Here is a 24033-nt window from a genome sequence, read left to right on the forward strand (position 1 = left end):
ACGCTCGCACGATTGCATGGATCGCCGACCATGCGCGTCGACGCGCGAAGGCCCGCCACGCCGGGTTCGAGCCGATCGCAGCCGTGCGTGCGAGGCATCCGGCAACAGACTCGCGCACCGGCGTGCGGTGACGCGGATTCACCGTCCGCCCTCACTTCGATGCGAAGGACACCTGCACAATGGTGAGCGTATTCGGGAGCCGTTCGACCCGCCGTCACCCCACGCGTCCGGAACCCGATGGCACAATCACGGTCCCTTTCATGTGCCCTTCACCGGGCGCGCGCCGCGTCGCGGCGCCGATTCAACGCACAAGAAGGTCCCTGTTTTCCGCCATGACACTGAACGAATCCTGGTTGACGCCGCTCGTCGGCATCCTCATTCTGCTTGCCACCGCCGGCGCGATCACCGCCGCCGTCCATTTCCTGCTGTTTCGCGTGGTCGCGCGCCTCGCGCGGCTGTCCGCCACGCGCATCGACGACGCGCTGTTCGAGTTCGGCGCCTTCAAATGGCTGAACCGCATCGTCCCGTTCGTCGTGGTCAAGCTCGGGCTCGGCGCGGTGCCCGGCATTCCGGAGCGCGTCACGCAGGTCGCCGACAAGGTGCTGTTCGCGCTGATCGTGTTCCTCGTGACGATGACCATCAGCGCGACGCTGTCCGCGCTCGAGCACACCCACCGCACGCACCAGCGCGACCAGCCGCGCCTGTCGCTGAAAGGCGCGATGCAGCTCGTCAAGCTCGTGATGTTCATCACCGCCGCGCTCGTCGTGATCGGCGATGCGACCGGCAAGCAGATCGGCCTGCTGCTGTCCGGCATCGGCGCGATGTCGGCGGTGCTGATGCTGATCTTCAAGGACACGCTGCTCGGCCTCGTCGCCGGCGTGCAGCTGTCGTCGAACGACATGCTGCGGATCGGCGACTGGATCACGATGCCGTCGGCCGGTGCGGACGGCACCGTCATCGACATCACGCTGAACACCGTCAAGGTCGCGAACTTCGATCACACGATCATCACGGTGCCCACGTGGAAGCTGATCACCGAGAGCTACCAGAACTGGCGCGGGATGACCGAAGCGGGCGGCCGCCGCATCAAGCGCGCGCTGTTCGTCGACGCGACGAGCGTGCGTTTTCTGACGAACGACGAGATCGAACGGCTCGAACGCCTGACGCTGCTGAAGGATTATCTCGAGGACAAGGTCGACGCGATCGAGCAATGGAACGGCACGCTCGGCGCGGCCGGCGACTGCCCGGCGAACCGCCGCCAGCTGACGAATCTGGGCACGTTCCGCGCGTACGTCGCGAACTACCTGAAGGGTCATCCGCGCATCCGCCGCGACATGACCTGCATGGCGCGGCAGTTGCCGCTCACCGCCGAAGGCATTCCGCTCGAACTGTACTGCTTCACCGATACGACGACGTGGGTCGACTACGAGGCCATCCAGGCCGACCTGTTCGATCACCTGATCGCGGTGCTGCCGGAGTTCGGGCTGCGCGTGTACCAGCATCCGTCGGGTTTCGACATGCGGCAGATGGTCCGCGCGGCGTAAGCCGGCGCGCGGGCGCCGCGGGCGGGTCGATGCGCGACGCGGCCGCGCCTATCGCGCCGCGCACTCCGATGCGAGCCGCCCGAGCACCTTCAAGGCGTCCTCGATCTGGCGCGACCACGGATAGCTGTAGTTGAGCCGGATGAAATGCCGGTAGTCGGTGCCCGCCGAGAACATGTGGCCGGGGCCGACCGTGATCCGCTGCGCGAGCGCGAGCGTGTACAGCTTCATCGCATCGACCTGCCGCGGCAGCTCGACCCACAGCACATACCCGCCCTGCGGCTGCGACAGCCGTGTGCCTTCCGGGAAGAACCGGCGCACCATCGCGCTCATCAGGCTCGCCTGCTGCGCGTACAGCTTGCGCATGCGCCGCAGGTGGAAATCGTAGCCGTCGTATTTCAGGTACTCGGCGATCGCGAGCTGCTCGATCGCGGGCGTCGCGAGCGTGTTGAGGAATTTCAGCTTCTCGACCTGGTCGCGATAGCGGCCCGGCATCGCCCAGCCGATCCGGTAACGCGGCGACAGGCTCTTCGTGAACGACGCGCAATGCAGCACGAGGCCGTCACGGTCGAACGATTTCAGCGCGCTCGGGGTCGTGTCGCCGAAATGCAGCTCGTGATACACGTCGCTCTCGATCGCCGGCACGCCGTGCTTCGCGAGCAGTTCGACGAGCGCGCGCTTGCGCGCATCGGGCATCTGGAAGCCGAGCGGATTCTGGAAATTCGGCATCACCATGCACGCGGCGATGCGCTCACGCTCGAGGACCCGTTCGAGCGCGTCGAGATCGATGCCGTCGCCCGGGTGCGTCGCGACTTCCAGCGCGCGCATGCCCATCCGCTCGATCGCGTGCAGCATCGCGTAGAACGTCGGCGACTCCACCGCGATCGTGTCGCCCGGCTTCGCGACGGCCTGCAGGCACAGGTTGATCGCTTCGGTCGCGCCGATCGTCATCACGATCTCGCCCGGCTCGACGGCGACCCCGCGTTCCGCGTAGCGCCGCGCGATCTGGCGGATCAGTTCCTGGTTGCCCGGCGGCAGGTCGTCGATCACGCCCCAGCGCGTGCGGCGTCGCCCGATCGTCTGCGCATAGCGTGCGAGACGCTGCACCGGAAACTGCGACGCGTCGGGATACGGCGAACCGAGCGGCACCGCGTCGTCGCGCGCGATCGAGCGCAGCGTCGACAGCACGAGCCGGCTCACGTCCACCGCCGACGGCTCGGCCGTCGGCGCCGACGTATGCAGCTCGGCCTCGGCCGGCGCCGCCGCGCGTGCCCGCACGAAGTAGCCCGACTGCGGCCGGCTTTCGATCAGGCCGCGGCTTTCCAGCACGAGGTAGGCGCGCAGCACGGTCGTCACGCTGAGCTGCTGCTGCCGGCTCGCCTGCCGCACCGACGGAATCCGTTCGCCCGGCCGGTACACGCCACGCTCGATCTGCGCCTGGAGATCGTCGGCCAGTTGTTCGTAACGCTTCACGCGCCTCCCTTTCAACTTCCCTTCAACAACACAGTTGCGATCCGCACCGTGCGAATGGCCGAAACTGTACTCTTTTTTGAAGCGAACAGGTGTACACACAGCGACACGGGTGCCGCGCGTACTCTGCACCCATCGACCCCGACACCCGCTGCACCATGAAAAAGAAATCCGCCACCGCGCGCATCGAACCGTACACTCACCCGGCCGCCGGCTGGGGTGCGCTGAAAGCCGTCACGATCAACCTGATCAAGGAAAAGGTCGCCGGCGGCAACTACCGTACGCTGCTGCGCCAGAACCAGCCGGACGGCTTCGACTGCCCCGGCTGCGCGTGGCCCGACCGCCAGCACGCATCGACGTTCGAATTCTGCGAGAACGGCGTGAAGGCGGTGGCCGCCGAGGCGACGAGCAAGCGCGTGACGCCCGAATTCTTCGCCGCGCACACGGTCACCGAGTTGCTCGAACAGTCGGATTTCGAACTCGAACAGCACGGCCGCCTCACCGACCCGATGGTGTACGACGCGCAAACCGACCGCTACGTGCCGATCGCGTGGGACGACGCGTTCGACCTGATCGCGCGCCACCTGCGCGCGCTGCCCGACCCGAACCAGGCCGCGTTCTACACGTCCGGCCGCGCGAGCAACGAAGCGGCGTTCCTGTACCAGTTGCTGGTGCGGCTGTACGGCACGAACAACTTCCCCGACTGCTCGAACATGTGCCACGAGGCGACGAGCCGCGGGCTGCCGGCCTCGGTCGGCGTCGGCAAGGGCACCGTCACGCTCGACGATTTCGAGCACGCGGACATGCTGCTGATCTTCGGCCAGAACCCCGCGACCAACCACCCCCGGATGATGGGCGAGCTGCGCGAATGCGCGAAGCGCGGCGCGACGATCGTGTCGATCAACCCGCTCAAGGAGCGCGGCCTCGAACGCTTCGCCGATCCGCAAAGCCCGATCGAGATGCTGACGATGTCGGGCACCCGGATCGCATCGACGTTCATCCAGCCGACGATCGGCGGCGATTTCGCGCTGATCAAGGGGATGGCGAAACGGGTGCTCGAACTCGACGACGCCGCGCGCGCCGCCGGTGCGCCGCGCGTCGTCGACACCGCGTTCATCGCCGAGCACACGGCCGGTTTCGACGCCTTCGCCGACGACCTGCGCAACGAAAGCTGGTCCGCGCTGACCGCCGAAAGCGGCGTGCCGTACGAGCAGATCGACAGCCTCGCGCAACGCTATGCGCGCAGCGAACGCGTGATCGCGACGTGGGGCATGGGCATCACGCAGCACAAGCATTCGGTCGCGACCGTGCAGATGCTGACGAACCTGATGCTGATGCGCGGCAACATCGGCCGCCCCGGCGCCGGCCTGTGCCCGGTGCGCGGCCACTCGAACGTGCAGGGCAACCGCACGGTCGGCATCGAGGAAAAGCCGTCGCAGGCGTTCCTCGACCGCCTCGGCCACGTGTTCGACTTCGAACCGCCGCGCCACCACGGCTACGACGTCGTCGAGACGATCGAGGGGATGCTCGAAGGCCGCGTGAAGGTGCTGATCGGCCTCGGCGGCAACTTCGCGATGGCGACGCCCGATACGCCGCGCACGTGGGAAGGCATGCGACGCTGCGACCTGTCGGTGCACATCACGACGAAGCTGAACCGCAGCCACCTGATCCACGGCCGCGACGCGCTGATCCTGCCGACGCTCGGCCGCACCGAAATCGACCTGCAGGACAACGTCGCGCAAGGCGTGACGGTCGAGGATTCGATGAGCATGGTCCACGTGTCGTACGGGATGAACAAACCGGCGTCGCCGAACCTGATGTCGGAGCCCGCGATCGTCGCGCACATCGGCCATGCGCTGTTCGGCAGCGGCAAGATCGACTGGCTCGCGTACAAGGACGATTACGCGAAGATCCGCGATGCGATCGAGGCGACGCTCGACGGCTTCTACGACTACAACACGCGCATCGCGCGGCCGGGCGGCTTCCACCTGCGCGTCGCGTCGCGCGATCGCGAGTGGCTCACGCCGACGGGCAAGGCGAACTTCATCGCGCACGCGTTGCCGACCGACACGCCGATCCAGCGCGCCCGCGCGCTGCACGGCGAACGGCTGATGACGCTGATGACGACCCGTTCGCACGACCAGTACAACACGACCGTCTACGGGCTCGACGACCGCTATCGCGGCGTGTTCGGCCAGCGCCGCGTGGTGTTCGTCAACCGCGACGATCTCGCGATGCTCGGCCTGAAGGCCGGCGAATGGGTCGACATGGAAACCGTGTGGCACGACGGGATCGAGCGGCGCGCGGACGGCTTCCTGCTCGTCGAGTACGACATCCCGCGCGGCTGCATCGGCGCGTATTACCCGGAAACCAACCCGCTCGTGCCGCTCGACAGCGTCGGCGACGTGTGCAACACGCCGACGTCGAAGTCGGTGCCCGTGCTGCTGCATCGCGCGGCCGCGCCGGCCTCGATCGCCGCCTGACGGAGCGCGACGATGATCGTTCGTCCGCGCGAGCACTGGCTGCGGATGCTGCTCGTGTGGAACGGCTCGGTGCTGCCCACCATCCTGCCGCAGCTCGTGCTGACGCTCGCGATCAGCCTCGTCGCGGTGTGGGGCGGCGGCCGCGTGCTCGGCGAGAAGGTGCCGCTGAACCCGACGCCATTCACGCTGATCGGGCTCACGCTGGCGATCTTCGCGGGGTTTCGCAATAACGCGAGCTACGAACGCTACCGCGAGGGCCGGCAACTGTGGGGCGGCGTCCTGACCGCCGCGCGCACGCTGGTCTCGCAGGCGCTCTGCTACGGTGCGGTCGACCGCGACGACGCATCGCGGCGCGCCTTCGTGCGGCAGGTCGTCGCCTTCGTCTATGCGCTCAAGCATCAACTGCGCGGCACCGATCCGGCCGCCGACCTGCGCGGGCTGCTCGACGAGGCCACTCATGCGCGTGTCGCCGGCTCCCGGTTCCGCCCGATCGTCATCGTGCACGCGCTGCGGGAAGCGTTCGCCGCACGCGCCGACGCGGGCCGCCTCGCCGATACGCGCCTGTGGATGCTCGATGCGCGCCTCGACGATCTCGTCGCGATGGTGAGCGGCTGCGAACGGATCGCGTCGACGCCGATCCCGTTTTCCTACGACGTGCTGCTGCACCGGACCATCTACGCGTACTGCGTGCTGCTGCCGTTCGGCCTCGTCGACTCGATCGGCGCGGCGACACCGTTCGTCACCGTGTTCGTCGCCTATACGCTGATCGCGCTCGACGCGATCGCGCATGCGATCGCCGAGCCGTTCGGCGACGGGCCGAACCATCTCGCGCTCGATGCGATGACGCGCCAGATCGAACGCACGCTGCTCGAACTGAACCGCGAGCCGCTGCCGGCCGAAGTGACGCCCGGCCGCGCATACCGCCTCACCTGAACCGCTCAGTCGCCGAGGCCGCGCAGGAAACGGCCGTGCTCGGCGGCTGCGTCGGCGATCCGCCGCACCAGCACGACACCGCGCAGCATCGCCTGCGCGGCATCGCCTGCGCGACCGGCCGCGCGCCGCCACAGCACGCGCGCCGCCGCGTCGCAGGTCCGGTCGAGCCGCGCGAATTCCGCCCGCGCGAAGCGGCCGCGCACCACGGCCGCCGCGCGGCGCACGGTCGGCTCGCGCGAGGCCAGTGCGGCGAGCGACAGCAGGCTGTCGCCGATTCCCCAGATCGCGAGCAGGTCGCGCATGTCGCGCTCGATCAGCGTCTGCGGCAGGCTACCCGCGAAACCGAGTTCGCGCGCGAGACGGTCGGCCGTCCGGCTCAGCCACACGCTCTCCGACCAGGCACGCGGGTCGCGTGCGATGCCGGCCAGGTCGCGGCGCACCGCACGATGCAGCCGCCGCCGGCTCGTGCCGGGATCGCCGGGAAACACCAGCGCGAAGATCAGCGCGCCGAACGCGATGCCGAGCATGGTGGCGAGCGCGCTGTTCAGGAACGCGGCATCGCCGATGCGCGCGGTATTGTCCGGCGACGTGAAATTCCAGAAGAAGATCGCGAATGCGCTGCCCATCGCGGCCGTGCGCGGATGACGCATCGCGACGCCGTTGGCGACCAGGAACACGCCGAGGATGTACGTGAGCATCTCGAAGCCCGACACCGCGGGCAACAGGACGAAGTTGCAGACGACGCCGGCGGCCGCCGCGCATGCCGTGCCTTTCAGGAAACCGACGGCCGCGCGCACCGAGTTCGGCCGCGTCGAGAACAGCGCGCCGACCACGGCCGTGATCGCGACGAAGCCGGCGCCCGACGGCCACGCCGTGACGATCCAGATCGTCGATGCGGCCAGCACCGCGATGAACGCGCGGATCCCGTTGTGCCACGCGAGCACCGGATCGTGGTGAAAGGCATAGCGCACGCGCGAAGGCGGCGGCTCCGGCCGGTCGAGCAGCGCCCGGCTCGCGAACGCGCGCTCGAACCCGGCGAGCAGCGCCGCCAGCCGGTCGAGCGTGAGCAGGCGCGACGTGTCCGGGCCGCGCTGCGCGGCGGCCGCCGCGTGCAGTGCGTCGTCCACGCGCGCGCGCAGCGCAGCGATCGCGTGCCCCGGGGTGTCCGATGCAGCGACGCCGTCCAGCACGCGCGCGACTTCGTCGATCAGCGGATCCGGCGCGGCGCCGGCGCGCGCCGCATGCTCGCGAATCGCCTGCCCGGCGGCCTGCGCGGTGAGCACGCCCAGCGCCGCCGCGCGCAGATGGCCGATCGCGTTGCGCACCGGCGGCGCGCCGGCCGCGGCATACTCGGCCGCCGTGTCGAGTTCGAGCGCATCCGCGAACAGGCGGTGCACGGCCGCCCCGTTCGGCTCACGGCGCAGCGCGCCCGCGCCGAGCGTCACCGCGCGGTCGAGATAGCGCGCGAGCCGCGTGCGGACATCGTTCAGCGGCGCGCCCGGCGCAAACACCGTTTCGAACAGCGCGCCGCACAGGATGCCGACGACCACATACAGGAATCGCGCCACCGCGATGTCGAACGCATGCAGCGGCGCGGACACCGCATCCATCGCGATGATCGCGGCCGTATAGCCGGCGAGCACCGCCGCATATGCGCGGAAATTCCGCTGGAACGTCGCGACGCCCGCGCACAGCCCGATCCACGCGGCGAGCGCCGGCAGGAACAGCTCGGGCGTCTGCGCGAACGCACCGGTCAGCGCGAGCGCGACGGCCGCGCCGATCGCGGTGCCGAGAATCCGGTACTGGCTCTTCGACAGCCCCATCCCGCGGCTGCCCTGCGCGACGATCCACACGGTCGACGCGGCCCATTTCGGATCGTCGAGATTCATCCGGAACGCGATATAGAGTGCGAGCAACGACGCGGCGGTATTGCGCAGCGCGAACGCGAGCGCGCCGGGCGACAACATCGGGCGCGCGTCGCGCAGCGCGGCCCGGACGGCCGCGAACGGCGGCACGCTGGGGAAAGCGAATTTCATCCGGCGAGCATACGATCGCGCGCGGGCAGCCACTACGGGGCGGCGGCGGGATGCGTTATTGCACCGGGCAGGATAATCGGCACGATCCGCTGCGATCCGGCGCGCGACGGTAAGATGCGCGCAGGCCGAACCCTGAAACGCCCCGTATGGACCTCGAAAGCATCCGGATATTCTTGCGCGTGGTGGAACGCGGCAGCTTCACCGCCGCCGCCACGCAACTCGACATGCCGCTCAGCCGCGTGAGCCGCAAGGTCAGGCAGCTCGAGGACGATCTCGGCGTCCAGCTGCTGTACCGCACGACGCGCCGCGTGTCCGTCACCGAAGCGGGGCGCGACTATTACGAACGCTGCCTGCGCGCCGAGGAAATCCTGCTCGACGCGGACCGCCAGGCGCGGGCGCTGCGCACCGAGCCCGAGGGCACGCTGCGCGTGCTGGTGCCCTACGCGATCGGCCTGCTGGAACTGGAGCCGGCGCTCGCCGAGTTTCGCCGGCGCTACCCGCTGGTGCAGCTCGTGCTGATCTACGACAACAGCGCGCTCGACCTCGTCGAGCACGGCTTCGACGTCGCGCTGCGCACGGGCGTGCTGACCGATTCCGGCTATGTCGCGCGCTCGCTCGGCTGGTCGCACGCGAAACTCGCGGCCAGCCCGCACTATCTCGACCGTGCCGGCCGGCCGCAGACACCACAGGACCTCGCCGATCACGACATCCTGTTCGTCGGCCGCGACACGCCCGGCCTGACGCTGCGGCTCGCCAACGCGGCCGGCGACGTGGCCGACGTGCCGGTGCGGCCCGTGCTGATCTCGAACGAATCGGTCACGGTGCTGCGCCAGGCCGCGAGCGGCGGCGGCATCGCGTTGATCTCCACGCACTTCACCACGCGGCGGCTCGCGAACAACGAACTCGAAATCGTGCTGCCCGACTGGCACCGCACCGACGACGTCGAACTGCACGCGCTGTATCCGAAGCGCGCGACGCTCGACAGCAAGGTGCGCGCATTCGTCGAATTCCTGACGGAAGTCTTCACCGCGTGGCGCGCGTCGCCGTAACCGGCATCGCGCGACCGGCCATCGAGGCGGGCCGGCTGCATTATTGCGGCGCACGAAAGGAATTAATGAGCGCGCGAGCGTTGATCGCCGTTCGCCGCATCGTTAGCCTGTGCCCATGAAAAATCGCCACACACGCTACGGCAGCCACGCGAGCGCTGCCCGCCGCCGCGTCACGCGCGTCGCGCCTTCCTGACCGGCCTGCCCGCGCCCCGAAGCCCGTCATGGCTTCGCCGATCCGATCGAACGCCTGAACCGCACGCCGCGCGCGGACGGCCCCGTTTGCCGGGCCGCCCGCGCGTGGTGCATCGCGCCGTCCGCTTCGCGGCCCGCCCGCGCACGCGGCGCGCGCGGCCGACGGCGCGCGCCGCCCGGCCACCTTTCATCACGCAGGAACACCATGTCATCTCCGTCACCCCAGGCGCCGCTGTCGGGCGGCAAGCTCGCGATCGGCACGATCGCGGTATCGCTCGCCATGTTCATGAACGTGCTCGACTCGTCGATCGCGAACGTCGCGATCCCGACGATCTCGGGCGACCTCGGCGTCTCGGTCGACGAAGGCACGTGGGTAATCACGATCTTCGCGGCCGCGAACGCGGTGTCGATTCCGCTGACCGGCTGGCTCACGCAGCGCTTCGGCCAGGTGCGCCTGTTCGTCACGTCGATCCTGCTGTTCGTGTTCGCGTCGTGGCTGTGCGGGATCGCGCCGAACCTGCCGACGCTGCTCGCCGCACGGATCCTGCAGGGCGCGGTCGCGGGGCCGCTCGCGCCGCTGTCGCAGGCGCTGCTGCTTGGCGCCTGGCCGCGGCAGAAATCGTCGAGCGCGCTCGCGCTGTGGTCGATGACCGCGCTCGTCGGCCCGATCGCGGGGCCGTCGCTCGGCGGCTGGATCACGTACGACTACAACTGGTCGTGGATCTTCTACATCAACATTCCGGTCGGCTTCTTCGCGGCGGCCGTCACGTGGATCGTGTTCCGCGACCGCGAATCGGCCACGCGCCGCCTGCCGATCGATACGGTCGGCCTGCTGCTGCTCGTGCTGTGGGTCGCGTCGCTGCAAATCATGCTCGACAAGGGCAAGTATCTCGACTGGTTCAACTCGCCCGTCGTCGTCGCGCTCGGCATCGTCGCGCTGATCGGCTTTGCGTTCTTCCTCGTGTGGGAGCTGTACGAGGCCAACCCGATCGTGGACTTGCGGCTGTTCACGCAGCGCAACTTCGCGGGCGGCACGATCGCGATCTCGGTCGCGTACGGGATGTTCTTCGGCACGCTCGTGCTGCTGCCGCAATGGATGCAGGGTTATCTCGGCTACCGCGCGGTCGATTCGGGGCTCGCGACCGCGCCGCTCGGGCTGTTCGCGATCCTGCTCACGCCGGTCATGGGACGCCTGCTGCCACGCACCGACCCGCGTTATATCGCGACGCTCGCGTTCGTCGGCTTCGCGGTCGTGTTCATGATGCGCACGACGTTCTACACCGACGTGTCGCGCTGGGACCTCGTGCTGCCGACGCTGCTGCAAGGCATTCCGATGGCGATGTTCTTCGTGCCGCTGACGTCGATCATCCTGTCCGGGCTGCCGCCCGAAAAGATCCCGGCCGCGGCCGGCCTGTCGAATTTCGGCCGCACGTTCTGCGGCGCGGTGGGCACGTCGCTGATCAGCAACGCGTGGAACGACCGCACGATCCTGCATCACGTGCGGCTCACCGAACAGGCGAGCGTCACCAACCCGGTCTTCACGCAACAGGTCGACACGACACGCTCGCTGCTGCACCTGAGCCCCGATTCGGCGCTCGCGTTCTTCAACGCATCGGTCGATTCGCAGGCGGCCGTGATGGGGTTGAACGACATCTTCTACGTGTCGGCGATCATCTTCATCGCGATCATCCCGCTCATCTGGATCACGAAACCGGCGCGCTCGGGCGGCGGCGATGCCGATGCGGCGGCGGCCGGCGCGCATTGATCCGCGGCCGTTGCGGCCGACCCTCGCGCCACGCACGCCGGGGCCGGCCAGCTCCCCCTGCGACGTAATAAAGACTTGCAATCGATACAGGCGGAAACGTCAACAGCCGGCGCCCGTACCGCGTTTTTTCGTCATGCGCCGCTCCTCCAGAGGGACGGCGCAACGACAGGAGAAAACACGATGCGAGCCCTGACCCGCCAAATCGCGATTGCCGCCGCCCTGATGTCGGTCCTGACCGGCACCGCGTTCGCCGAGACGCCGTGGCAACAGGCGCATCCGCGCCGCGAAGCGGTCAACCGGCGCCTCGCGAACCAGCATCGCCGCATCCATCACGAAGTGACGGAAGGCGAGATGTCGCACGCCCGGGCCGCGCGCCTGCACCGTGACGACCGCAAGATCCGCCGGGAAGAGCGGGACATGGCCGCGCAGGACCACGGCCACATCACGAAGAGCGAAAAGCACGTGCTGAACCAGCAGGACAATGCGGTCGGCAACAAGATCGGCCAATAACAGCGACAACACCGGCAAGCGCCCATTCGCCATCACCTGAAACGCCCGCTGCCGCGATGCGGCAGCGGGTGCTTGTTCGATCGGCTGGTTGTATCGAATCGTTTCAACGCGCGAACGGCGTCAGATGCTGCGGGTATACTCCGTCGTCAGCCGCCTGTCGCATCGTCGTCCGTCAAAAACGGCCCGATTCCGGGCGGTTTCGTCGCGAAGCTTCGCGTTTCGCCTACCCCGCGCCCCAGCCTCGATACGAGACACCCGACGACCGACCATGAAACGATTCCTGCTGCTCCTTCCCGCCGCCCTGCTCGCCGCCTGCGGTTCCGCGCCCTCGTCCGACTCGGCCTCGTCGGGTGCCGCACCGATGATCTACGTGTCGTCGCAACGTCCGGCCTACGCCATCGCGAACTGCCTCGACAGCCGCCTGTCGGGCACCGAGCAATCGCAGCACAACGGCGTGACCGATATCGCCGTCGGCTCGAATTCCTACTTCGTCACGCTGACGCCGTCGGGCAACGGCTCGGTCGTCAAGGTCGTGCGCGGCTCGGGCAACGAACCGGCCGAGGAAGCCATGCGCTTCGCGATCGCGCGCTGCGCGATCTGACGCCCCCCGCGCCGGGCACCCGCCCGGCCGACTGCCGTGCGCCGTCCCGCGCGCGCGCCGAATATTTTCATCCGGACGGCCGTCGATGAGAGAATCGCACCACGAATCCCTCTCGATGGAGCCCGCATGAAGCACCTGCTGTCCCGGCTGTTCGTCAGCGCCGCGCTCGTCGCGCTTGTTCCGGCGCTGCCGGCGCAGGCTGCCACGCCGCCCGGCATCTTCGTCGTCGCCACGCAACTCGGCGAATTCACGACCCTCGACCCGAGCGGGATCTACGAGCTGGTGCCGTCCGAATACGTGGCGAACACCTACGAGCGGCTGGTGCGGGTCGACCTGAAGGATCCGACGCGCTTCGACGGACAGATCGCGCAATCGTGGACGGTCGGCGCAGACGGCACGACCTACACGTTCAAGCTGCGCCCCGGCCTCACGTTCCATTCCGGCAACCCCGTCACCGCCGACGACGTCGCATGGTCGCTGCAGCGCACCATCCTGCTCGACAAGGGGCCGGCCGGCGTGCTCGCCGATCTCGGCCTCACGAAGGCGAACGTGATGCAGAAGGTGCGCGTGGTCGATCCGCAGACCGTCGTGCTCGAAACCGACCGCAAGTACGCGCCGAGCTTCGTGCTCAACGTGCTCAGCGCGTGCCCGGCCTCGGTGTTCGACAAGAAGCTGCTGCTGTCGCACCAGCAGGGCAACGATTTCGGCAGCGCCTGGCTGCGGACCAACGATGCGGGCTCGGGCCCGTACCAGCTCGTCAAGTGGACGCCGAACGAGAGCATCGTGCTGCAGCGTTTCGAGAAATACCGCACGCCGTACCCGATGAAGCGCGTCGTGCTCCGCCACGTGCCCGAAGCGTCCGCGCAGCGGCTGCTGCTGGAGAACGGCGACGCCGACGCCGCGCGCAACCTGAGCCCCGACAGCCTCGCCGCGCTGTCGAAGGCCGGCAAGATCAAGGTCGCGTCGTGGCCGGTATCCGCGCTGCTGTACCTGAGCCTGAACACGAAGAACCCGAACCTCGCGAAACCCGAGGTGCAGCAGGCGATGAAATGGCTCGTCGACTACGACGGCATCCAGCGCAACATCGTCAGCACGACCTACAAGGTGCATCAGACCTTCCTGCCCGAAGGCTTCCTCGGCACGTCGAACGCGCGGCCGTACAAGCAGGACGTCGCGAAGGCGAAGGCGCTGCTCGCGAAGGCCGGCTTGCCGAACGGCTTCGACGTGACGATGGACATGCCGAACGACTATCCGTACCTCGAGATCGCGCAGGCGCTGCAGGCGAACTTCGCGCAGGGCGGCATCCGCGTGAAGCTGATCCCCGGCGATGCGAAGCAGGCGATCGGCAAGTACCGCGCGCGCCAGCACGACATCTTCATCGGCGAATGGTCGCCCGACTACATGGACCCGAACAGCAACGCGCGCGGCTTCGCATGGAATCCGGACAACTCGGATCAATCGCCGACGAAGATGCTCGCGTGGCGCAACAGCTGGGATATTCCGCAACTGACGAAAGACACCGAGGCCGCGCTCGTCGAGCCGTCGCCCGCGAAGCGCGCGCAGCGCTACGAAGCGCTGCAGAAGGCCGTGCTCGCGAACTCGCCGTTCATCATCATGTTCGAGAAGGTCGTGCAGGTCGCGACGCGCCCCGGTGCGACCGGGCCGGAAATCGGGCCGATCAACGACCTCGTGTCATACCGCACGCTCGCGAAATAATCGCGGCGGCTCGCGCGCCCGGCCCTGCCGGCGCGCGGGTAATCGCCATGGGCCGCGGCGCCGGCGCTATGTCGGGCGGCGGCGCCGATCTACAATGACCCGTGCCGGCGGTGGATCGAAGTCACCGGAATCGCGTCACCAACCAGGACAGGATGCGCACGCCCGAGTGCGCACAACGGGAACCGAACATGCATCCGAGCGAGCACGCGGTCTGCGTAGCGATCAACGACAACAACCGCGCGTGGTACGAAATGCTCGTGCCGTTCCTGCTGTCGCTCCGGCAGACCGGCTACGACGGACGGATCTCGGTGATCGGCTACGGGCTGTCCGAGCGCAAGCGGCAGATCCACGCGAGCCAGTCGGTCGACGTCATCGACGCGTCGGACGCGTATGCGCTGCCGGTCGGCCGCTTCATCGAGGCGGCCGGGTATTGCGCGCGCAACCCGCAGATCCGCAAGCTCGCGCTGTACGATGCCGACATCTGGTTCTGTGCGCCGCAATTCGACCTGTTCTCGCGGATCGGCGACGACCGGATTCACGTGTGCCCCGACCCGCTGTTCTGCACGTTCGTCGTCACGCCGCTGATCGGCGAGCGGCGCGACCATCACTGGCGTCTCGTCGTCGACGCGGTCACCGCCCGCCACGGCGGTGCGCTGCAGGCCGGGCTCGTGGCCGGGACCGCCGACGCATGGGCACGCTATGCCGCTCACCTGCGCGACTGCCTCGCGCGCGTCGGCACCGATTTCCAGGCGTGCTTCGGGATCGACACGACGTTCCTGCATCTGTGGAGCGCCCAGGGCGAAACGGCGCTGCTCGACCCGGTCCAGAACTTCGTCAGCAAGTACGGCATTCACGAATCGTTCGACGCGGGCAGCGGTACGACGACGCTCCGTTACCAGGACGAACCGATCCGCGCGCTGCACATGACCGGCGACATCCGCTTCCTCGACCGGTGGCGCTACTACGCGAACCACACCGACGCCGCGCTGCGCGACGGCGCGCCGTTCGCGCTGTCGGACGGCACCCCGGTGCCCTCCGGCGCGGTCGCCGCACGCATCGCCGCGGCGGACTACGTGCGATCGGCCGGGCTGACCGTTTCGTCCGCCGCGATCGAGGGCAGCGCGGGCGCCTACCTGCAGGCAATCGACGAACCGGGCGGCACGATGCTCGTCGGCAGCGGCAACCACGAAGTCGTGTTCACCGCGACCCGCGACATCGCGCGCCTGAACGTCTACGTCACGCACCCGTCCGGTTCGCCGTCGCCGCTGCGGTGCGAAGTGCTGGTCGACGGGCAGGCGCAGCGCAAAGGCACCGAGCTGATGGCGCATTTCTGGTATCAGGTCGCCGCCGGCACCGTCGTCACGCTACGCGCGACGAGCCTCGGCGGCCAGCAGTGCAACGCGATCTGGCGGCTGCGCGAGGCGCCGGACATGCAGCAGTAGCCGCCCCGCCGCCGCTCAGTCGAACGCCGCCCACACCAGGTACGCATTCAACCCGACGATCACGACCGTCGCCGCGCCGGCGACGATCCGCAGCGGCATCCGCATCGCATAAGCGCCCATCACGTCCTCGCGCGCCGACAGCATCAACAGCGCGATCATCGGTGTCGGCAACACGAAACTGAGCACGACCTGGCTCGCGACCATCGCGCGCGTGACGTCGCAGCCGAGTGCGACCACCGCGAACGCGGGCGCGATCGTCACCGCGCGGCGCACCCACACCGGCAGGCGGCGATGGATGAAGCCCTGCATCACGACCTGCCCGGCCATCGTGCCGACCACCGAACTCGATACGCCCGACGTCAGCAGCGCGACGAGGAACAGCACGCCGGCGGCCGGCCCGAGCACCGGGATCAGCGTGTGATACGCGTCGCCGATGTCGGTCATGCCCGGCGCATTCGCATGGAACGCCGACGACGCCATCATCACCATCGCGAGATTCACGAACCCGGCGAGCCCGAGGGCGACGACGACCTCGCGGTTCGAAAAACGCACGAGCCGCCGCCGTTCCACGTCGTCGCGCGGCGCGGCGCGATCCTGCGTCAGGCCCGAATGCAGATACAGCGTGTGCGGCATGATCGTCGCGCCGATGATCCCGACCGCGATCGTCAGCGCCGCGTGATCCGGAATCTGCGGGACGACCAGATGAAACGCCGCGGCATGCCAGTCCTGCGGCGCGATCAGCAGTTCGCCGAGATAACACGCGCCGATCACGCCGACCAGCGCCGCGATCGCGGCTTCCAGCGGCCGGAAGCCGCGCTTCTCGAGTGCGAGGATCGCGCAGGTCGCCAGCGCCGTCGCGATCATCCCGGCGAACAGCGACAGGTGGCACAGCAGCCCGAATGCGAGCGCGCCACCGAGGAATTCGGCGAGATCGGTCGCCATCGCGGCGATTTCCGACGCGATCCACATGCCCAGCACGACCGGCGCGGGGAAACGGTCGCGGCACAGCTCGGCGAGGTTGCGGCCGGTCACGATGCCGAGTTTCGCGGACATCGCCTGGAACAGCATCGCGATCGCGTTCGCGGCCAGCACGACCCACAGCAGCCGGTAGCCGTACGCGGCGCCGGCCTGGATGTTGGTCGCGAAGTTGCCGGGGTCCATGTAGCCGATCGACGCGATCACGGCCGGGCCGACGAACGGCAGCAGCGCGGCGATACCGGTGCGGCGGCCTTCCAGCGCGGCGCGCGCCGCGCCGTCGATGCGTTCGGGAGACGCGCCCGGCAGCGCGAAGCCGCCGGCGGTTTTGCTCGTAACGGGAATCATGGTGAGGTTCCGTTCGGATAGGGGCTTACGTGGAAGTGGAAGTGGAAGTGGAAGCGGAAGCGGACGCCACGGCCGGCCTGCCGCCCGCCGGCCGCGGCGGCGCCGGCCGCTTTACAGCGGCACGACGTCGGGACGGTTGCGCGGAAACCGCGCGATCACGTCGGGCGCGACGTTCAGGTGCGCTTCGACGAGCTTCGGCGGCGTATGCGCGAGCCAGTCGGACAACGACACCTCCGCATACCGGTCGGTCTTGAAGATCTCCAGGAACACGAGATCGGTCTTGCCGGTGTTCTGCACATAGTGCCCGAGGCTCTTCTTCACGTAGCCCACGTCGCCCGCGCGGAAGTCGGCCGTCTGCGCCTTCGGCCCCGTGTCGAACACGGTCATCCGCGCCTCGCCCTGCAGGTAGTACTGCCATTCGTCCGCGTTCGGATGCCAGTGCAACTCGCGCATGCCGCCCGGATGGACCGTCACGAGCGCCGCCGCGACCGTCGTCGAAATGTTGAAGTTGGTGCTGTCCGCGATCCGCACTTCGCCGCCGCGCGTCTTCTTGACGGGTTTCATGTCGCCGAGCGAGAAGATGAACGGATGCGGCGGCGCGCCGGCCGACGAGGCCGATGCGCGCTGCGCGTCCGCGAGCGGGCCCGGTTCGTCGCCCTGGAAGATCCACAGGTTGTCGAGCGGAATGTTCCTGAACGCGTCGGCCGGCACGCCGAAGTTGAGCGCGAGCACGTCCGGCGGCGTATGCGCGACCCAGTCGGTCAGCAGCAGCGTATTGAATTCCGATGCACGGCCGTTATCGAACGCGAGCAGGAATTCGGCGCCGTCGGTGCCGAGGCCCTGCAGCGAATGCGGCAGGCCCGGCGGGAAATACCAGAGATCGCCGGTCTTGACGTCCTGCACCGACGGCCGCCCGAGTTCGTCGAGCACGGTGATCCGGCAGCGGCCGTCAAGCATGATTGCCCACTCGGCCTGCTGGTGCCAGTGCATCTCGCGAATGCCGCCGCGCGTGAGGCGCATATTGACGCCGGAAATGGTTTCGGAAATCGCAAAATCGTCCTGCGTGACCTCGCGCGCCCACCCGCCGTTTTGAATGCGTTTATGGGCATTATTGAAAGACGCCCAGAATAACGGCATCCCGTTGATATCAGTGGCAGGCGGATCCTGAAAAGACAGAAATTGATTCGCCAATGCGGGATTTTGTGGCCCCGGGTCGGTCAATCCCTGTGTGTTGCGCGCGTTGATCGCCCCTTCCGGCGGACTGTCCGGATTGCCGAACGACGCGGCTTTGGCCGTTACGGCAAGGCCTGCGGCGGCAATGGCGCCAGCCGTATTCGCCAGCATCTTGCGTCGAGAAAGATTCGTCATGATTGCCTCTTCATTATTTCGATTGAGCGAATTCCCATTACGGAATACATGCCGTTTTCGGATTATCGAAAATCGAACATCCCGTCACGCAAGTTAAATCCAAATCGACGCAAAACTTAAATGAATTATTGACCTGAATTAATGACTTAATGTGATTCGCTTTAATTTTGTAATGATCGCGATACCGCGGGACACGACTGGCGGAACGGCTCACCGCGACATTCAAGGCGAACGATCCGCCAATCGATCGGCGATTCAGGGTTGGGCCGTGCGAACGCCGGTCCGTCACGCACCTATCACCCATCCTCACACCATAGTTTTTATCCGCTGGCGCGAATGATTTTGGCTTTGTCAGATAGATGACATTCGATCACCAAACGACAACGATCTAACAGCCGATGACTTGCGCGTTCGCCCGTACCGTCGAATCCCGCTACGCGGAGCTGACACCGACCGCCAAGCGCATCGCGAGCTACATGCTCGCGAACCTCGACCGTCTGGGGCTCGAGACTGCCGACCAGATCGCGCAGCAGGCCGGCACCAGCGGCATCTCGGTCGGGCGCTTCCTGCGCAGCGTGGGCTACCGCAATCTCGACGACCTGAAGCGCGAGCTGCGCGGCGGCAGCGATCGTCCGTGGATGATCACCGACCGGCTCGACGAATACCGCCGCACGGTGGGCACGCACTCGGTCGACGGCGATGTCGGCGGCAACGACGGCGCCCGCCGCGGCGAACGCGCGCTCGCGTTGTCCCTCGAACGCGAGCTCGATGCGATCCGCCACGTGTACCGGCTCGCCGAAGGCCCGGTGTTCGCGCAGGTCGCCGACCGGATCGCACAGGCCGACGCGGTGTTCATCCTCGGCATCCAGTCGACGCGCGGCATCAGCAACGCCTTCAGCAGCTACCTCGAATACCTGCGCCCGCGGGTGTTCTATTCCGATGGCCAGTCGGGCTCGTACGTCGATTCGCTGAACTCCGAATTCGAGCGGCCGTACTGCATCGTTACCGATACGCGTGCGTATTCGCGCGGCGCGCGCCGCTATTGCCAGGCGGCCGCCGAGCGCGGGCAGCCGTTCGCGCTGGTCACCGACCTGTCGTGCCCGTGGGCGCGCGACTGGCCGTCCGACCTGCTGCAGGTGAAGACCGATGTCGGCCAGTTCTGGGATTCGCTCGCGCCGCTCACCTGCCTGTTCAACCTGCTGATCACGGCCGTGGTCGACCGCCTCGGCCCCGCGATCGACCGCCGCGTCGAACGCAACCGCGAACTGCAGCGCACGTTCGACCAATTCGAATCCTGAGCGAGACCGCCCTGCCGATGAACGATCACCGCCTCGTCGAAATCACGCCCGCCACGCATCGCGTCGACATCGATCTCGTCTACGCGACCGACCGCAACCTGACCGGCAAGCCGATCTACCGCCATGCGCACTGCCTGCTGCTGGCGCCGGCCGAGGCCGCGTTGCGGCGGGCGGTCGACATCGCGGCGCAAGCCGGCTTCACGCTGCGCATCTACGACGCGTACCGGCCGCCGCAGGCGCAGCAGGTCCTGTGGGATTTCCTGCCCGACCCGAACTTCATCGCCGATCTCGGCCGCGGCTCGAATCACAGCCGCGGCACCGCACTCGACCTGACGCTCGTCGCCGCGAACGGCGAGCCGCTCGACATGGGTACCGGTTTCGACGAGATGGTCGCCGCGTCGGGTCACTTCCACGCCGGGCTGCCTGAAGCCGTGCAACGCAACCGCCTGCTGCTGCTCGGCGTGATGCACGCGGCCGGCTTCGCGCACATCGACAGCGAATGGTGGCACTACGAACTGCCCGGCTCGCACGCGCTGCCGCAGATCGACGACGCGGCAAGCGGCCCGTGGCGCCTGATGTAACGACGATGCACGTCCCCCTCACCGTTCACGTTCAACGACTTCAACGACAGATGGAGCGCCCATGAAATTCCCGACATCCCGACTCGTCGCGGCGCTGGCCGCCGCGGCCGTTCTCGCCGCCGTTCCGCTTTGCGCCGCGCATGCGGAAACACCGAAGGACATGTTCGTGATGGCCACGCTGCTCGACGAATTCACGACGCTCGACCCGGGCGAGATCTACGAACTGGTGCCGGAGGAATACGTCGCGAATACCTATGACCGGCTCGTGCGCGTCGACCTGCGCGATCCGTCGAAATTCAACGGCGACGTCGCGCAGTCGTGGACGGTGAGCACCGACGGCCTGACCTATACGTTCAAGCTGCGCCCGGGCCTCAAGTTCCACTCGGGCAATCCGCTGACGGCCGACGACGTCGCCTGGTCGATCCAGCGCGCGGTGCTGCTCGACAAGGGCCCGGCCGCCGTGCTGACCGGCATCGGCCTGACGAAGGCGAACGTCGGCGCGAACGTGAAGAAGCTCGACGACCAGACGATTGCCGTCACCACCGACCGCAAGTACGCGCCGACGTTCGTGCTGAACGTGCTCGGCTCGTGGCCCGCGTCGGTGCTGGACAAGAAGCTGCTGCTGTCGCATCAGCAAGGCAACGACTTCGGCAATGCGTGGCTGAAGACCAACGAAGCCGGCTCCGGCGCGTACAGGCTGGTCAAGTGGACGGCCGGCGACAGCCTCGTGCTGCAGCGCTTCGACGGCTACCGGTTGCCGCTCGCGATGAAACGCATCGTGCTGCGCCACGTGCCCGAGGCCGCGAGCCAGCGCCTGCTGCTCGAAAACGGCGACGTCGACGCGGCGCGCGACCTGAGCCCCGACGATCTGGCGTCGGTCGTGAAATCGGGCAAGGCGAAGGTATCGGCTTCGCCGCAGGCGACGCTGCTGTATCTCGGCCTGAACACGAAGAACCCGACGCTCGCGAAGCCCGACGTGCAGGAAGCGCTGAAATGGCTCGTCGACTATGCGGGCATCCAGGGCAACGTCGTGAAGACGACCTACAAGGTGCACCAGACCTTCCTGCCCGAAGGCTTCCTCGGCACGTTGAACGCGAACCCCTACAAGCTCGACGTCGCGAAAGCGAAGGCGCTGCTCGCGAAGGCCGGCGTGCCCGACGGCTTTTCGGTGACGATGGACGTGCGCAACGACTATCCGTACACGGAAATCGCGCAGGCAGTGCAGGCGAACTTCGCGCAGGCGGGCATCAAGGTGCAGCTGATCCCCGGCGACAACAAGCAGACGCTCGCGAAATACCGCGCGCGCCAGCACGACATCTACATCGGCGAATGGTCGGCCGACTACATCGATCCGCACAGCAACGCGCAGGGTTTCGCGTGGAATCCGGACAACTCCGACAAGTCGAGCTATAAAATGCTGGCCTGGCGCAACAGCTGGGACATCCCGCAACTGACGAAGGAAACCGACACCGCGCTCGCCGAGCCGACCGCCGCGAAACGCGCGCAGCGGTATCAGGCGATGCAGAAGGAAGTGCTCGCGCACTCGCCGTTCGTGATCATGTTCGAGAAAGTCGCGCAGGTCGCGACACGGCCCGGCGTGAGCGGGCTCGAGGTCGGGCCGATCAACGATCTCGTGTCGTACCGCAACCTGAAGAAGCAATAAGATTCGCCGCATGTCGACTCCCGCCTCCTCACTCGAAGCACTGCGCACGCTGCCCGCGCGTCGCCCGGCCGTGCGCTGGGCGCTGCGCGTGCTGCGCTGGGCGCTCACGCTCGCCGTCACGTTCGCGGGGCTGCTCGCGCTGACGTTCGTGATCGGCCGCAAGGTGCCGATCGATCCCGTGCTCGCGATCCTCGGCGATCGCGCGTCGGCCGACGCATACGCGGCCGAACGCATCGCGCTCGGGCTCGACAAGCCGCTCGCCACGCAATTCATGATTTACGTGCGCGACGTGCTGCACGGCAATCTCGGCGTGTCGCTGCTGACCGCGAACCCGGTGCTCGACGACATCCGGCGCGTGTTCCCGGCCACGCTCGAACTCGCGACGATCGCCACGCTGATCGGCATCGCGATCGGCGTGCCGCTCGGTGTCGCGGCCGCCGTGAAGCACAACCGGCCGATCGATCACATCGCGCGCTTCGTCGGGCTGATCGGCAATTCGGTGCCCGTGTTCTGGCTCGGGCTGATGGGGCTGCTGCTGTTCTACGCGCGGCTGCACTGGGTCGGCGGGCCCGGCCGGCTCGACCCCGTGTACGACGGGATGGTCGACCCGCGCACGGGCAGCCTGCTGATCGACGCCGCGCTCGCCGGCGAGTGGGACGTGTTCCGCAACGCGGTGTCGCACATCGCGCTGCCGGCCGCGATCCTCGGCTACTACTCGGTCGCGTATCTCAGCCGCATGACGCGTTCGTTCATGCTCGACCAGTTGAGCCAGGAATACATCGTCACCGCGCGCGCGAAGGGCTTGTCGGAACGGCGCGTGATCTGGCGGCATGCGTTCGGCAACATCGCGGTGCCGCTGCTGACCGTGATCGCGCTTACGTACAGCAACCTGCTCGAAGGCTCGGTGCTGACCGAGATCGTGTTCGCGTGGCCGGGGCTCGGTTCGTACCTGACCGGCGCGCTGCTGAACGCCGACATGAACGCGGTGCTCGGCGCGACGCTTGTGATCGGCGCGATGTTCATCACCGTCAACCTGCTGACCGACGCGCTCTACCGCGTGTTCGATCCGCGTGCGCGCTGAGGGCTACGCCGACATGACCGCTTTCCCCCCGCTTCTTTCATCGCCGATGCCGAAGGTCGTCCAATCATGAACACCGAGCGCCTCACGCCGCGCGCGTGGCTGCTGTCCGATGCGCCCGCGTCGCGCTCGCAGGCCGCACTCGGCCTCGCGTACCGACGCTGGCGCCGGTTCGCCACCAATCCGCTCAACCTGTTCGGGCTCGCGATCCTCGTCGCGCTGATCGTCGTCGCGATCATCGGCCCGCTGATCATGCCGCACGACCCGCTGCGCCAGGTGCTGTCCGACCGGCTGCTGCCGCCCGGCTCGCCGTCGCACTGGTTCGGCACCGACCAGCTCGGCCGCGACATCCTTTCGCGGCTGATCGCCGGCTCGCGCCTCACGCTCGGCATCGCGCTGCTCGTCGTCGTGATCGTGGTGCCGATCGGCCTCCTGATCGGCACCACGGCCGGCTATTGCGGCGGCTTCGTCGACAGCGTGCTGATGCGCATCACCGACATCGCGCTCGCGTTCCCGAAGATCGTGCTCGCACTCGCGTTCGCGGCCGCGCTCGGGCCCGGCGTGATCAACGCGGTCGTCGCGATCTCGATCACCGCGTGGCCCGCGTATGCGCGGCTCGCGCGCGCGGAGACGATCCGCATCGCGCAGGCCGACTACATCCACGCCGCTCGGCTGCAGGGCGCGTCGGGCCCGCGCATCCTGCTGCGCTACATCATGCCGCTGTGCATGTCGTCGGTGATCGTGCGCGCGACGCTCGACATGGCCGGCATCATCCTGACCGTCGCGGGCCTCGGCTTTCTCGGCCTGGGCGCGCAACCGCCGAGCCCCGAATGGGGCTTCATGGTCGCATCGGGCCGCAACGTGCTGCTCGACGCGTGGTGGGTCGCGACGCTGCCCGGCATCGCGATCCTGCTCGTGAGCCTCGCGTTCAACCTGCTCGGCGACGGGCTGCGCGACGTCTTCGATCCCCGCCATGGAGCATGA

General features: G+C 67.8%; 18 protein-coding genes. 14 read left to right on the plus strand and 4 right to left on the minus strand.

From position 1 onward, the window contains the following. The first annotated feature begins 332 nt into the window (after positions 1 to 332). Complete coding sequence (locus AC1VVG_RS28350) at positions 333 to 1544, plus strand: mechanosensitive ion channel family protein (RefSeq protein ID WP_034187920.1); 1212 nt, start codon at positions 333 to 335, stop codon at positions 1542 to 1544. Between the two features lie 48 nt (positions 1545 to 1592). On the opposite strand, the gene AC1VVG_RS28355 is transcribed toward AC1VVG_RS28350, so the two are convergent. Next, a complete protein-coding gene (locus tag AC1VVG_RS28355) occupies positions 1593 to 3014 on the minus strand; it encodes an aminotransferase-like domain-containing protein (RefSeq protein WP_034187921.1) in 1422 nt (473 codons plus the stop codon). 155 nt (positions 3015 to 3169) lie between these two features. Here AC1VVG_RS28355 and AC1VVG_RS28360 point away from each other — a divergent pair, with 155 nt between their 5' ends. Next, positions 3170 to 5494 carry an FdhF/YdeP family oxidoreductase gene (locus AC1VVG_RS28360; protein WP_226227415.1) on the plus strand — a complete coding sequence of 775 codons (2325 nt, stop codon included), beginning with the start codon at positions 3170 to 3172 and terminating at the stop codon, positions 5492 to 5494. A 12-nt stretch (positions 5495 to 5506) separates the two neighbouring features. Further along, positions 5507 to 6427 (plus strand): bestrophin family protein, encoded by a 921-nt coding sequence (locus AC1VVG_RS28365; RefSeq protein WP_059556653.1) that lies wholly within the window; start codon positions 5507 to 5509, stop codon positions 6425 to 6427. A 5-nt stretch (positions 6428 to 6432) separates the two neighbouring features. Here the strand turns inward: AC1VVG_RS28365 and AC1VVG_RS28370 are convergent, their stop codons facing one another. Then, entirely contained in the window at positions 6433 to 8463 is a 2031-nt protein-coding gene (locus AC1VVG_RS28370; protein ID WP_482836960.1) for an FUSC family protein, read from the minus strand. A 146-nt stretch (positions 8464 to 8609) separates the two neighbouring features. Between AC1VVG_RS28370 and AC1VVG_RS28375 the strand changes: the two genes are divergently transcribed. From AC1VVG_RS28375 to AC1VVG_RS28400, 6 genes are all read left to right on the plus strand, one after another. After that, a complete protein-coding gene (locus AC1VVG_RS28375; RefSeq protein WP_034187925.1) occupies positions 8610 to 9512 on the plus strand; it encodes a LysR family transcriptional regulator in 903 nt (300 codons plus the stop codon). Positions 9513 to 9909: 397 nt separating this feature from the next. Continuing rightward, the gene (locus AC1VVG_RS28380; protein ID WP_482836962.1) at positions 9910 to 11469 is read left to right on the plus strand and encodes a DHA2 family efflux MFS transporter permease subunit; all 1560 of its coding nucleotides are present in this window, start codon (positions 9910 to 9912) and stop codon (positions 11467 to 11469) included. A gap of 180 nt (positions 11470 to 11649) precedes the next feature. After that, complete coding sequence (locus tag AC1VVG_RS28385; RefSeq protein ID WP_124670994.1) at positions 11650 to 11979, plus strand: hypothetical protein; 330 nt, start codon at positions 11650 to 11652, stop codon at positions 11977 to 11979. A gap of 268 nt (positions 11980 to 12247) precedes the next feature. Next, on the plus strand, positions 12248 to 12580 hold the full coding sequence (locus AC1VVG_RS28390) for a sugar ABC transporter ATPase (protein WP_034187928.1): 333 nt from the start codon (positions 12248 to 12250) through the stop codon (positions 12578 to 12580). A 126-nt stretch (positions 12581 to 12706) separates the two neighbouring features. Then, complete coding sequence (locus AC1VVG_RS28395) at positions 12707 to 14296, plus strand: ABC transporter substrate-binding protein (protein WP_069704644.1); 1590 nt, start codon at positions 12707 to 12709, stop codon at positions 14294 to 14296. A 188-nt stretch (positions 14297 to 14484) separates the two neighbouring features. Further along, on the plus strand, positions 14485 to 15738 hold the full coding sequence (locus AC1VVG_RS28400; protein WP_482836963.1) for a hypothetical protein: 1254 nt from the start codon (positions 14485 to 14487) through the stop codon (positions 15736 to 15738). 15 nt (positions 15739 to 15753) lie between these two features. Here AC1VVG_RS28400 and AC1VVG_RS28405 read toward each other — a convergent pair whose 3' ends face one another. Further along, positions 15754 to 17061: an Nramp family divalent metal transporter gene (locus AC1VVG_RS28405; RefSeq protein WP_482836964.1), complete on the minus strand. Its 1308-nt coding sequence runs from the start codon at positions 17059 to 17061 to the stop codon at positions 15754 to 15756. 111 nt (positions 17062 to 17172) lie between these two features. Then, entirely contained in the window at positions 17173 to 18429 is a 1257-nt protein-coding gene (locus AC1VVG_RS28410) for an oxalate decarboxylase family bicupin (protein ID WP_482836965.1), read from the minus strand. 398 nt (positions 18430 to 18827) lie between these two features. Between AC1VVG_RS28410 and sapR the strand changes: the two genes are divergently transcribed. The 5 genes from sapR to nikC all read left to right on the plus strand — a co-directional run bounded on the left by sapR (position 18828) and on the right by nikC (position 24033). Beyond that, complete coding sequence (sapR, locus tag AC1VVG_RS28415; protein ID WP_069704642.1) at positions 18828 to 19727, plus strand: sap1 transcriptional regulator SapR; 900 nt, start codon at positions 18828 to 18830, stop codon at positions 19725 to 19727. 17 nt (positions 19728 to 19744) lie between these two features. Next, on the plus strand, positions 19745 to 20308 hold the full coding sequence (gene ddpX, locus AC1VVG_RS28420) for a D-alanyl-D-alanine dipeptidase (protein WP_069704641.1): 564 nt from the start codon (positions 19745 to 19747) through the stop codon (positions 20306 to 20308). Positions 20309 to 20369: 61 nt separating this feature from the next. Continuing rightward, the gene (locus AC1VVG_RS28425; protein ID WP_034187934.1) at positions 20370 to 21971 is read left to right on the plus strand and encodes an ABC transporter substrate-binding protein; all 1602 of its coding nucleotides are present in this window, start codon (positions 20370 to 20372) and stop codon (positions 21969 to 21971) included. 10 nt (positions 21972 to 21981) lie between these two features. Beyond that, positions 21982 to 23052: an ABC transporter permease gene (locus tag AC1VVG_RS28430; RefSeq protein ID WP_034187935.1), complete on the plus strand. Its 1071-nt coding sequence runs from the start codon at positions 21982 to 21984 to the stop codon at positions 23050 to 23052. 66 nt (positions 23053 to 23118) lie between these two features. After that, a complete protein-coding gene (gene nikC / locus AC1VVG_RS28435; RefSeq protein ID WP_034187936.1) occupies positions 23119 to 24033 on the plus strand; it encodes a nickel transporter permease in 915 nt (304 codons plus the stop codon).

The sequence above is a fragment of the Burkholderia sp. L-4 genome (assembly GCF_056856535.1).